Annotated in this window: 11 protein-coding genes; 5 read left to right on the forward strand and 6 right to left on the reverse strand. The window is 49.3% G+C overall.

Annotated elements, in window-relative coordinates; all coding sequences use genetic code 11:
• Positions 1 to 26: 26 nt before the first annotated feature.
• Positions 27 to 230 (reverse strand): GrpB family protein, encoded by a 204-nt coding sequence (locus ODZ53_RS28155; protein WP_372681614.1) that lies wholly within the window; start codon positions 228 to 230, stop codon positions 27 to 29.
• A gap of 82 nt (positions 231 to 312) precedes the next feature.
• On the opposite strand from ODZ53_RS28155, the gene ODZ53_RS28160 reads away from it, so the two are divergent.
• The 4 genes from ODZ53_RS28160 to ODZ53_RS28175 all read left to right on the forward strand — a co-directional run bounded on the left by ODZ53_RS28160 (position 313) and on the right by ODZ53_RS28175 (position 5,990).
• Positions 313 to 3,453, forward strand: coding sequence for a transglycosylase domain-containing protein (locus ODZ53_RS28160; RefSeq protein ID WP_372681616.1), 3,141 nt, complete (start codon positions 313 to 315; stop codon positions 3,451 to 3,453).
• A 71-nt stretch (positions 3,454 to 3,524) separates the two neighbouring features.
• Positions 3,525 to 4,157: a hypothetical protein gene (locus ODZ53_RS28165; protein ID WP_047071930.1), complete on the forward strand. Its 633-nt coding sequence runs from the start codon at positions 3,525 to 3,527 to the stop codon at positions 4,155 to 4,157.
• A gap of 34 nt (positions 4,158 to 4,191) precedes the next feature.
• Positions 4,192 to 4,836 (forward strand): CBS and ACT domain-containing protein, encoded by a 645-nt coding sequence (locus ODZ53_RS28170; protein ID WP_372681618.1) that lies wholly within the window; start codon positions 4,192 to 4,194, stop codon positions 4,834 to 4,836.
• A complete protein-coding gene (locus ODZ53_RS28175; RefSeq protein WP_372681620.1) occupies positions 4,833 to 5,990 on the forward strand; it encodes an acetoin utilization protein AcuC in 1,158 nt (385 codons plus the stop codon). Before ODZ53_RS28170 ends, ODZ53_RS28175 begins: the two co-directional genes overlap by 4 nt.
• A gap of 78 nt (positions 5,991 to 6,068) precedes the next feature.
• Here the strand turns inward: ODZ53_RS28175 and ODZ53_RS28180 are convergent, their stop codons facing one another.
• The 4 genes from ODZ53_RS28180 to ODZ53_RS28195 all read right to left on the reverse strand — a co-directional run bounded on the left by ODZ53_RS28180 (position 6,069) and on the right by ODZ53_RS28195 (position 9,706).
• Entirely contained in the window at positions 6,069 to 7,001 is a 933-nt protein-coding gene (locus ODZ53_RS28180; protein ID WP_372681622.1) for a 5'-methylthioadenosine/adenosylhomocysteine nucleosidase, read from the reverse strand.
• Between the two features lie 44 nt (positions 7,002 to 7,045).
• A complete protein-coding gene (ccpA, locus tag ODZ53_RS28185) occupies positions 7,046 to 8,056 on the reverse strand; it encodes a catabolite control protein A (protein ID WP_199928159.1) in 1,011 nt (336 codons plus the stop codon).
• Between the two features lie 117 nt (positions 8,057 to 8,173).
• A complete protein-coding gene (locus ODZ53_RS28190) occupies positions 8,174 to 8,482 on the reverse strand; it encodes a metal-sensitive transcriptional regulator (RefSeq protein WP_007720961.1) in 309 nt (102 codons plus the stop codon).
• A gap of 126 nt (positions 8,483 to 8,608) precedes the next feature.
• Positions 8,609 to 9,706 (reverse strand): bifunctional 3-deoxy-7-phosphoheptulonate synthase/chorismate mutase, encoded by a 1,098-nt coding sequence (locus ODZ53_RS28195; protein ID WP_015892412.1) that lies wholly within the window; start codon positions 9,704 to 9,706, stop codon positions 8,609 to 8,611.
• Positions 9,707 to 10,020: 314 nt separating this feature from the next.
• On the opposite strand from ODZ53_RS28195, the gene ODZ53_RS28200 reads away from it, so the two are divergent.
• Entirely contained in the window at positions 10,021 to 12,177 is a 2,157-nt protein-coding gene (locus tag ODZ53_RS28200) for a cell division protein FtsA (RefSeq protein ID WP_372681625.1), read from the forward strand.
• Between the two features lie 72 nt (positions 12,178 to 12,249).
• Here the strand turns inward: ODZ53_RS28200 and ytxJ are convergent, their stop codons facing one another.
• Positions 12,250 to 12,576 carry a bacillithiol system redox-active protein YtxJ gene (gene ytxJ, locus ODZ53_RS28205; protein ID WP_015892414.1) on the reverse strand — a complete coding sequence of 109 codons (327 nt, stop codon included), beginning with the start codon at positions 12,574 to 12,576 and terminating at the stop codon, positions 12,250 to 12,252.
• Positions 12,577 to 12,657: the final 81 nt, after the last annotated feature.

The following is a 12,657-nucleotide window of genomic DNA, read 5'->3' on the forward strand; positions in this document are numbered from 1 at the left end:
CCCGCGCCAACACCTCTCCGACGAATTCATTTTTTCTGATTGGAATAGTCCAACAGGGTTTGTGCCCCTTTTTGCACAATCTGCTTCTTGAACTCCCCGTAACGAAAGGCCTCATCTTTATGTGCCCGCAAATAATTTCGCAGGATAAGATGGTCATTCCACAAAGCTCCCTCATAAGAGACGACATGAGCATGAAAGGAGCGCTGACAGCATTCAACGTTTTTTGACACATTTTGCTATCTACTACGCATTTTCTATCCTCTAGGTTCCTCCTATGGTATAATCAGGGGGTATGCTAGGGGGTCGTAGATTATGTCGAATAACCACACATCTTCCTCTGAACCGACGAAGAAAAAGCGACGCAGAAGCCGCAGTAGAACGTTCTGGATCATCTTCCAAATCGTCTTCGTGCTAGGGCTAATGGGTGCTGCAGTCGCGGGAGGAATCGTGACAGGTTATGTTGCCGCACTCGTGAAGGACGAGCCTGTGCGCAGCAAGGAGGAACTGGAGAATAAAATCTTCACCAACTATCTGACTGGATTCGCCTACTACAACGACGGCTCTCTGATCGGCCAATTGCGGGCCGAAGAAGGCGATCGACGTTTAGTGAAGAAAGCAGACGTTTCTCCCTATTTAATTAATGCCATCATCGCAACGGAAGACAAAACCTACTATCACCACTCCGGAGTTTCGCTTCAATCTACCATGCGCGGAGCCATTCAGGAAATTACCAACCAGCCTGTCGTAACAGGTGGTAGTACAATTACACAGCAGCTTGTAAAAAATACAATCCTTTCTGCTGAAGTTAGCCACACCCGTAAGGCACGTGAAATCTTTACCGCGATTCGAATCGAGCGGATGTTTTCCAAAGATCAGATTCTGGAAGCCTACATGAATGAAATTTACTTCGGAAAAAACGCCAACGGATCAAACGTATACGGCGTTCAGGCTGCCGCGAAAGGGATTTTTGGCAAAGATGTAAAAGAGCTCGGGCTTGCTGAGGGCTCCTATCTTGCGGGCATGATTCAAAACCCAGGTGCCTACTCTCCATTCCGTGCAGAAAACTATCAGCGCGGGAAGGAACGCCAAAAAATGGTGCTGGATCGCATGCTGGAAAATGGCTACATCACACAAACTCAATACGATGGAGCTATCGCCGGTGATTTGAAGGCACAGCTAGCAAAACCGACGCAGCAAGCTTATCGAGAAGTACCTTTCTTGATGATGGAAATTGAAGATCGTGCCGCACGTCAACTTGTGGATGCAGACCTCTTGGAAAAAGGACGTGACAAATCAACCATCGGCCGCAACGAATACCGACAGCTGGTTGAAGAGAAACGTCGCGACATACTGCGAAAAGGGTACAAGATACATACCACGATCGACAAGAGCGTATATGACATCATGCAGGCTGTTGCAACCGACCCGAAAAACTTCGGTAAGAATCGTACCTATACGATTCGTCGCTCTAACGGCAAAACAGAAAAAATCGAAAATGCTCTGGAAGAAGTCGGCGCAATGCTGATTCACAACAAAACAGGAGCCATCCTCGGCATGATCGGGGGACGGGACTTCACGGTGGAACAGACAAACCACGCCACTGTACCTCGTCAGCCAGGTTCTGCCATGAAACCACTTGCCGCTTATGCTCCTGCTTTTGAACTGGGATTGCTCCAGCCAGCGTCTCCAATCGATGACGCTCCGGTGCTACTCGCTGACGGCCAGAACGGTTCCCATTTACCAAAGAACTGGAACAACAAATGGCAAGGGATGATGAGTGCCCGCGAAGCGTTGCGGATGTCCTGGAACATTCCGGCGATCAAGACGTATTTGAAAGTTGGCATTCCAACGGCTCTCGAATACGTAAAGAAAATGGGAATCACTACATTGGTAGATGCTGACAACTATGCAGCAACTGGTGTAATTGGCGGCCTTACCTACGGAACAACTGTTGAGGAAATTACAAACGCCTATGGGACGTTCGCAAATCATGGTTCTTTCGTGGATGCCTATCTGATTGACCGAATTGAAGATAGCACCGGAAAAGTAATTTACCGCCATGAGACTAAACCAGTGCAAGTGTACAGCGAGCAAACAGCATACTTGATCACTGATATGATGCGTTCCGTTGTCAATAACGGTACAGGTACACACATCCGCAAATACGTGCATCGCAAAGTCGATGTGGCAGGTAAAACCGGAACAACGAACAACAGCAACGACCTCTATTTCGTCGGTTACACGCCAGAGCTGTCCATGGGGGTATGGGTTGGCTTTGACGAGCCATATCCAATGCCAGACGCAGACAAATATGTTCCGATGGTCGTATGGGGTAAGGTCATGAAGGACGTCATAGCAAAGCATCCGAACCTTTCAGCTCCTGACTCCAGCTTTAAAAAGCCGGCGGGAATTGTCAGCGCGACTGTTGACTCGAAATCAGGTCTTTTGCCAAGTGAGCTATCAAAAGAAGCTGGCCATTTGATCACTGATATATTCAACAGCAAGTTCGTTCCGAAGAAGGTGGACGATAGCCACCAAAAAGCACGCGTGATTACGTATAATGGCGAACGATATTTGGCGAAGGAAGGTACCCCTGAGGATTTTGTTACCGAGGGCGTCTTCTACCGCTCACCTGATCCACTTCCTACCAAGGAGCAAATTCAAGCGAAAAACAGTAGGGTCTCCACCCAACCGCCAGATTGGGAGCAGCGCCTTCCTGACAAAGAAGATCCTCGCACAGAGGCAGGAGGAGCGCCATCTTCGCCAAGTGGTGTAACAGCTACAGGCTCAGGCAAGCAAATCACGCTTTCCTGGCAATCAGCCAAAGAAGCTGACTTGGTCGGTTATCGCATCTACCGCGCTGATATGCAGAACGGCTTTGTCAAAGTAGCGACTGTGAAAGATCCATCGGAATTGACTTTTGCCGATACGACTGCCAGTCATCGAGATTTAGGCTATTATGTCACTTCTGTAGATATCGCTGGCCATGAATCGCAGCCTTCCGCAATCGCTTCTGTCGGTTCAACACAGACATGGCAATTGCCTGATCCAAATCAAGGTGCGGAAACAGGCATCCCGAATCCGATGGACAATAACGGGAATGGCCAAACAGATCCAGGCGGAGCTGCGACGGACCCAACAGATGGATCAGGAGGCACGAATACAAACACAGATTCTGCTTCACTACCTGCTGCTCCGAAATCCTTGTCTATCAAAAATACGCCTAATGGTTGGCAGCTAAAGTGGAAAGGAAGCAGCTCGTCTGAGCAGATGTACAACGTGTATTTTAGCCCAGACTCAGCAAGCGGCTATTTGCTACTCGGTACAGTCTCTAGTACAAGCTTTACTCACGCAGCAGAAGTACCGAATGGCAGCAACTATTACATTACCGCAGTCAACAGTTACGGAGAATCGCCACATTCTAACATCGTAACTGCCAACACCTCAGAATAAACTGGAATGACAACTGACAGAGATGGTTAGACGCCATCTCTGTTTTTCTACAATCGTAAGGGGGGGAACTGATGGAGCACGTCAAACGCTATCATTCATTGAGCCTAATGGTGAACAACAAGGAGCTGCTCGTCGAAGGACCGATTACAGGAAGTTATCTGGCCTCATTACGCTTTGATGAGGGACTGAAAGCTTTTCGTATCCCTGAACAGCAGCATGAAGCTCTCATCGAAATCGCTGATTTGCCTGAAGGGCGCATTATTATTGCACGCGAAGGGGACCTCGTCCTCGGCTACGTGACCTTTCTCCACCCCGATCCACTGGAGCGGTGGTCACAAGCCCAACTGCCCGATTTGCTGGAGCTGGGCGCGATTGAAATCAGTCATAAAGTGAGAGCGGGTGGCGTAGGCAAAAAGCTGCTGGAAGTTGCCTTCCTGGACGACGCCATGGAAGACTACGTCATTATTACAACGGAGTATTATTGGCATTGGGACCTGAAAGGAACAGGACTCGATGTATGGCAATACAGAAAGGTCATGGAAAAGGTCATGGGCAGCGCAGGCCTGAGCTGGATGGCGACAGACGACCCGGAAATATGCTCGCATCCCGCCAACTGTCTCATGGCCAAAATCGGCAAGCGTGTCCCCCCAGAAACAGTCGTTGCCTTTGATGCTATGCGGTTTCAAAATCGGTTTCTTTACTAGTTTGGATGCCTTTTGATTCCAGGAGGTCACTCTTATGCGTATTGAAGAGATTATGCGAAAAAAAATGGTCACGATCCAGCCATCCACTACAATCGGAGAAGCGCTTCTTCTCCTCCGTGCAAACAGAATCAGGCATTTGCCTGTCATTGAAAACGACTCACTCGTAGGCATTGTCTCAGACCGTGATCTGCGAGACGCTCTCCCCTCTCGTCTGCTGACACATGACGATGACGACACCGTCCTGCACAAGCCTGTAGCCAATATCATGAATCAACAAGTCATCACTGCCCACCCACTGGATTTCATCGAAGACGCAGCCCTCCAACTATACGACCACAAAATCGGCTCACTACCCATCGTCGAAGGAAATCGACTCGTCGGATTGATCACGGAATCGGATCTTTTCTCAAGCCTGATTGAACTGTTCGGCGTTAACAAACCTAGCTCCCATATCGAAGTAGAAGTAGACGACCGCGTCGGCATGCTGGCAGAAGTCAGTCAAGTCTTTCGCGATGCACAAGTAAATGTCACGAGCGTCGTGGTCTTTCCCGGGAAAAAGCCCGCGAAAAAGAACCTTGTTTTTCGGGTACAGACCATTGATCCGCGTATCGTGACGCAATTGCTCCTTGAAAAAGGCTTTTCCGTAATCGGCCCTACGGAAGGAGGGATACCCCAGTGAGCCGAAATGCTCGTCTGATCTACTCTCCAGACTACACGCAATATTATTTTCATGATGATCATCCGTTCAACCAGCGTCGTCTGCTCCTCACACACGATCTGATGAGCAGTTACGGAATACTGAAAGACACAGATATCCTGGCACCCCGACCAGCAACAGATGAAGAACTCGCCCTGGTGCATGACCCACGCTATATCCAATTTGTTCGCGATCAGGGCCATAGTGAACACGAGCTTCCGCAGGCTGCCAGTTATGGCTTGGGAACAGAGGACGTTCCCTGTTTTTCGAACATGCATGAAGCGTCCTCGCTGATCGTCGGAGGTACGTTAAACGCAGTGGACGCGGTTATGAGTGGACAGGCCGAACACGCCTTCAATCCCGCCGGCGGACTGCACCATGCCTTTCGTGGACGCGCCTCTGGCTTTTGTATCTACAATGATTGCTCCGTCGCGATCGCCTATTTGCGAAAAAACTGGAATGCGCGCGTGCTGTATATCGACACTGATGCCCATCATGGAGATGGGGTACAATGGGCGTTTTACGATGACCCTCATGTACTGACTGTATCCATTCACGAAACAGGAAAGTATCTCTTCCCAGGAACAGGCAATTTGTCTGAGCGTGGAGATGGAAGCGGTTATGGTTATTCTGTCAACGTTCCGCTCGATGCCTTTACCGAAGACGATTCATTTCTGGAAGTATATGACGAGCTGGTGTCAAAGCTAGCGGCTGGCTTCAAGCCTGATGTCATCCTGACCCAAAATGGTTGTGACGCTCATGCGTACGATCCCCTCACCCATTTGTCTTGCTCGATGAAAATTTATCAAGCGATTCCTCGTCTTGCTCACCGTCTCGCTCATGAATATTGTGATGGTCGCTGGATTGCAGTAGGCGGCGGGGGCTATGATATTTGGCGGGTGGTGCCGCGGGCGTGGACACTGGTATGGAGTGAGATGAGCGACCAGCCTCTTACGGACGGTTCTCTTCCCGAAGCCTGGCTCAAGCGCTGGCAACCTGAGACGGATTTGCCCTTGCCACCTCGGCTTTTTGACGAACCATTCCCAACAATCCCACGACGAGCAGAGATCACGGAAAAAAATCGGCTTACGTTAGAACGTGCGATGCTGCACGCACCTACTGGATCAGAGAAGTAAGAAAACCTCTACCGAAAAAAAGCGTCCTGCCCTCGTACCTTTGGGTACTGGTCAGCACGCTTTTTCTATTCCAAACTCTTATTTCACTAGCTCTTCCAGCTCAGACGGTGCAAAGCCTTTTACCGCTTTATCGCCTACGACTGTTACAGGCACACCCATGAAGCCAAAGCGCTCTACTTCCTCTTGATAGGCACGACTCGTCATGACATCGCGTACTTCAAAGGAAATACCTTTTGCTGTCAGCCAATTCTTAACCATGTCACAATCCACACAGTTTTTCGTCGAGTAGACAATCACTCCCGCAGCTGTCGATGCTTGTGTAGCTGTCAGCATGTTACGGACAATCGCGTAGGAGCGCTGGGAAGCCAGCTTGGTAAATTCCACGAAGTTTACATGCGCGGAGCCGTCTGCTTTATCCGACATCGAGCGAACCACGACAAACGGTACGCCATTCATCGCACATACTTGTCCTATAGATGCCCCTTCCATTTCGGTACAGTGTGCTGCAAATTGCTCATACAGCCATTGAACCTTTTCCCGACTGGCAACGAACTGGTCGCCAGACAGGATACGACCGCTCACTACCTGAACTCCCGCTTCCAGCTCCTTGCCCGCATCGATCGCTTGCTGCATCAGCCCAGCATCCGCTTGCCAAGTCCATTGCTCTGTAAACGGAATCTGTCCTGGCTCAAAGCCAAGTGGTGTCACATCGATATCATGTTGGATGCAATCCGTCGAAACCACAATGTCACCAATATTTAATTCAGGGTGAACGGCTCCTGCCACACCTGTGAAAATGACACGTTCCACTTGGAATGAATCAATGAGGATTTGTGTCGTCACGGCAGCATTCACCTTGCCGACACCTGATTTGCACAGCACGACATCCTTGCCTTCCATTTTACCTGTGTAATAGGTAATGCCTGCTTTGGTGGCAGTAGTTGTCTCTTGCATCGCTTCCAAGTAAAGCGCGATTTCTTCATCCATCGCGCCGATAATTCCGTAACGCATTTCCCATCCCCCTCTTGCTGTCAATTACCAACGTTCCGTTTTGATCAAGCTTGCTCGGGTTTTGTGCTCTCCCGATACTCAATTCGATGCGGCAGCAGCACGACATGTTCTTCGACATTCTCGTTATTCATGTACTTGGTCAACAGGCGCATCGCCACCGCACCAATATCATACATCGGCTGTACGACAGAAGTCAGTCGCGGACGCACCATTTCAACCAAACGAATATTATCGTGACCAATCACTTCGATGTCACCTGGCACGTTCAAGCCAGAGTCTTGAATGGCGTGGATTGCGCCAATAGCCATCTCATCATTCGCTGCGAAAATCGCCGTCGGCGGATTTTTAAGGGCAAGAAACCCTTTTGTAGTGGACAAGCCCGATTCATAAAAGTAGTTGCCTGTGGCAATCAGCTCTTCATCCAGCTCGATATCCGCATCCTTCAACGCCTTTTTATAGCCTTCATAGCGCATCAACCCTGCCAATGGATCGTTTGCAGGACCCGCGATCATGGCAATGCGCTTGTGCCCGCGTGCAACCAATGCCTCCGTTGCATCATATGCGGCTTGGAAATGATCAATGCTTACCGACGGGAGTACGTTGTCTGCATCGCGAGTCGCAGCGAGTACAGTCGGTACAGACGTGCTTGTTAATGCCTGCAAATGATCTTCTTTGATTTCTGCCCCCAGGAACAGAAGCCCGTCCACTTGCTTTTCGAGCAAAGTATTAATGAGCTGCAATTCCTTTTCCATCCGTTGGTCAGAGTTACACAGAATGATATTGTATTTGTACATGGTAGCGATATCTTCAATCCCCCGCGCTAATTCGGAGAAAAACAAACTGGAGATATCCGGGATGATGACACCAACTGTTGTCGTTTTTTTGCTGGCGAGTCCACGAGCAACCGCATTTGGTCGATATCCCAAGCGCTCAATCGCAGCCAATACCTTTTTTCGGGTCAAAGGCTTTACGTTGGGATTCCCGTTGACTACGCGGGAAACTGTCGCCATCGACACCCCCGCTTCTCTTGCTACGTCGTATATAGTAACCGGCATCATGCACCCTCACTTTTCCCTATTTTTTGGTTTTCATAAGCGTTTTCATAAATATATGCACCTATGATACGACAAGCCGTATGCCGTTGCAATTGTTTTTGACGGCTTGTGCACCCGTTACTTCATGAGTTTGTTCATCGTTTTCAATAGCTCATCAATCACTTCATGATCGCCTTGCTGAATGCGATCCATCACACAGCTTTTCATATGTCCTTCGAGGAGCATTTTCCCAACCGCATTCAGTGCAGACTGCACCGCTGCAATTTGATTGAGAATGTCGTCGCAGTAGACATCCTTTTCTACCATTCCACGAATTCCACGAACTTGTCCCTCTACCCGATTCAGACGGGAGATGAGATTAGACTTGATTTTATCCGGCCTTTCAGTGGATCGATCCGTCGAGCAGCATTGATGGTTGTCTTCCATATGGCCTATCCTCCTTCACCAATATCAGCACGTAATTCTAGCTTACTTGGTCGCCAATGGTTCGTCAAATGAGAAAGGTCCTCCCGCGCGCAGGAAGGACCTTCAAAACGTACCCGAAAGGTATTCTTATACTCTCGTTGCCACATTCTCGTCTTTGTACAGGCCAGAAGCAAGCAGTTCATCAACGAACTCGTTGAACTGTGGAATGTTCAACTGTTGCTTCGCATCAGACAGTGCCACATCTGGATCTGGGTGAACCTCTACCATGATTCCGTCAGAACCGACTGCGAAGCCTGCTTTCGCGCAAGGCAAGAGTAGATCACGACGACCTGTAGAGTGCGTCACGTCGACAAACACTGGCAAGTGCGTCTCTTGCTTGAGGAGTGGTACCGCAGAAATATCGAGCGTATTGCGTGTCGCTTTTTCATACGTGCGAATTCCACGCTCGCACAGCATGACCTGTGAGTTCCCTTCGGACAGGATGTACTCTGCCGCGTAGATGAACTCTTCAATCGTAGCAGAGAGGCCACGCTTCAAGAGGATCGGCTTGTTCACACGACCTGCCGCCTTCAGCAGCTCGAAGTTTTGCATATTGCGAGCACCGATTTGGATAACATCGATGTATTTTGTCGCCATCTCTAGATCTGCTGGCGTCACGATTTCACTGATCGTTACGAGGTTGAATTCATCCCCGATGCGTTTGAGAATTTGCAAGCCTTCTTCACCCAGACCTTGGAAGTCGTATGGCGAGGTACGAGGCTTGTACGCACCGCCGCGCAATGTGCGCAGTCCGCGTTTTGCGTGGTTTTCTGCTACGGCTCTTACTTGCTCGTAGCTTTCCACGGAGCAAGGACCTGCGATCAGAATCGGATTTTTTCCTCCGAACTCTACGCCTTTTACCGTGATAACCGTATCCTCTGCCTTTTTCTTACGGCTAACGAGGAGTACTTTTTTCTTATCGTCGTCTTGCAGATCTAAGGAAACTTGGAATATTTGCTTGAACAAATGACGAATAGCATTGTCATTGAAAGGACCTTTATTGTTTTCCACGAGCAGATTGAGCATTTGGCGCTCACGTTCTGGGTCAAAACGGTTGCTGCCCTGTTTTTCTTTTTCTTTGCCGAGCTCTTGAACCAAGGTAGCTCGTTTGTTGATCAATTCAAGAATTTGCAGGTTGATCTCGTCTATCTGCTTGCGCATGGTTTCGATTTGATCGTGTGCCATCTCTCTCCACTCTCCTCTTTTTATATGGGGATTTATCGATAAATTAGGGTAATTATAATCGATTCAAAGACCCTTGTCAGCAGTTTAGCGCCAAAAAGCGCGAAAGTAAATTTTTTCTGTTTTTTTATCTTTTCCAATTATTCGTCAAAACGAAGAAGATTCCTTGATTCGACAGGATTCTTTCCCTTTCAAATCGAATAGTTTTGGATATATGTTCTAGCTAAATGCGATTGTTCCTTTCCGATACAGTCCAAAATTACCGATAAGTATTGTAAAGACTTCATGAACAACCTCTTACAAGGAGTGACCTACTTTTGTCTGACATCACAGCCCCTGAGCTTATTTTTTCATTAGATATTGGAACGCGCAGCGTCGTCGGCCTGATCGTGGAAACGACCGGCGAGCAATACCGCGTATTGGACTGCGCCATTCGAGAGCACGATGAACGCTCCATGCTCGATGGGCAAATTCACGATATTGTCGCCGTAGCTAAGGTGATTCAACAAATAAAAGAAGAGCTGGAGGGGAAATACGGCAAGCTGCATCAGGTAGCGGTCGCTGCTGCGGGTCGGTCATTGCGAACCCGTCGTGTGCGTGTGGATATGCCCTTAGCCAGACATGCCTTCATCTCGCGTGAAGATGTTGTCGCGTTGGAGTTTTCCGCTGTACAGGAGGCCCAAGCCGCATTAGCCCAGGAGCTAAAGGACCAAGACGTCACCCGCTACTATTGCGTGGGTTACAGCGTCGTTCATTACCATCTGGATGGAGAGTTGATCGGGAGCCTGATTGATCAGCGGGGTGACGTAGCAAGCGCAGATGTGATCGCAACTTTCCTTCCACGCGTGGTTGTCGACTCGCTGATCGCTGCTCTGAAACGATGCGATCTGGAAATGCAGGCATTAACGCTTGAGCCTATCGCGGCCATTAATGTCCTGATTCCTGTGACGATGCGCCGACTGAATATCGCTTTGGTGGACATTGGAGCAGGTACTTCTGACGTAGCGCTGACTGAGGAAGGGGCCATTACCGCTTACGGCATGGTTCCTATTGCAGGCGATGAAATCACGGATGCGCTCATGAACGCCTTTCTCATGGATTTTCCGATGGCAGAAGAAGTGAAGCGTCTCTTATCCACTGAGGAGTCCGTCACCTTCACCGACATTCTCGGCATGGAGCATACGTTGAGCGCTGCCGAGGTAACCAGTGCGATGGAAGCAGACATCCAACAGCTCGCTGATAAAATTGCCTTCAAAATATTGGAGCTCAACGGAAAAGCTCCGCAAGCGGTCATGCTGATCGGCGGTGGCAGCCTCACCCCTGGACTTACTGGAAAAGTCGCTCAGGTCTTGAATATTCCTGCCGCCCGTGTTGCCGTTAGAGGCGGTGATGCGATTAAACAATACGTTGGAGACAATCCTGCGCTCAGCGGACCTGAGTTTGTAACGCCAGTCGGCATTGCTGTTGCAGCTCGACGTCATCCATTGCGCTATGTAACGGTTACAGTCAATGACACTCCTGTGCGCATATTCGACTTGCGAAAAATGACGTTGGGTGATGCGCTCATTGCATCCGGACTGGATATTCGCCGTCTGTATGGTCGCCCCGGATTGGCGATGACCGTCACCGTAAACGGACGGATGAAAATGATTCCAGGTGGTCATGGTACAGCGCCGGTAATTCAGCGCAACGGGGAGGGCGTCAGTCTCGACACGCCAATCAATGACGGGGACCAAATCACCGTAGTGGCTGGTACAAATGGCGAGGATGCACGTGTGTTTGCCAAAGATTTATTCGATGAGCTGGACACGCTTGAAGTGGTCTGTAATGATCGTCCCTACTCGCTCGGTCCAGTCGTACATGTTAATGGAGCGACTGCTACTCTCGATACGTTGATCATAGATCGTGCCGAGGTGGACATCCGCCTTCCTCGCACTGTCTATGAAGTACTGGAGCTCGCCGAACTGAAAACGTCAGCGGAATCAGGCTTGCGCTTTTCTGTGAATGGACAAGATTATTCGATTCCGTCCCGTGTCGAGGTGATCGAGCTGAACGGAAGACCAGCAGCCTTGACAGATATCATCCGACAAGGTGATGTTCTCGTCTATCGACTGGATGAAATCCCCGCCCCTTCTATACAAGATGTCATCCCCTTGGAAGAATGGGTACAGGAGACAATTATCGTCCACTTCAATGGTGAACGGGTCGTATTGCCTGTCGCACAGGTAACGATTACGGTAGACGGAAAAGCGGCGAATGCCTCTGATCCTGTAAGCGAAGGTGCCGACATCATAGTAAAGTCCTCACCTGCGTCAACACCTGTGTTTAGCGACGTCTTCCGTTTCGTCGATGTTTCCTTGGAAAAGCCCGACCGTGAGAGTATCTCTGGATTTGTGATGCTCGTCAACGGCGAACAAGCCAACTTCCAGACAGAATTGAAAAGTGGAGACAAGTTGGAGCTATTCTGGGAATAGTTTCTCCAATGCTCTTTTTCTCCATGCAAAAAGCCGGTCTCACCTCGCTTATCGGGTGTCCCGGCTTTTTGATTACACGTTGAGCGCCTGGCTAATCGCGTCTTTTGTAATTTTCCAGTGAGACGTGTGCCACTTTACTTCTCCGTCTTCCAGCAAAAAGATTTGCGGGGATTCGTGCTTGATGGAAAAACGATCCGCCACGGCGTTGGAGACAGGGCGATCTTCCCGTACCAGAATGACCGCAGATTCCACTTGATTGTCCTGCAAATACGTTTGAAACTCTTCATAGGCAGACGTACTGATCGGGCAGATCGTGCTATGCTTAAACAAAAGCTTTTTCCCATTTTTTGCTACGAACTCATCCAGTTCTTCTATGGAGTGAAGCTGTTTCTGTGACATGTTCATCTCTCCTTATCTCATGTGCCTACCAGTATACATAAGTCCAAGCAGCAAAGTCTACATTTGCGGTGCCTTGGAGAA

This window comes from Brevibacillus sp. BD137 (genome assembly GCF_041644655.1).
In the GTDB taxonomy this organism is placed as follows: domain Bacteria; phylum Bacillota; class Bacilli; order Brevibacillales; family Brevibacillaceae; genus Brevibacillus; species Brevibacillus brevis_D.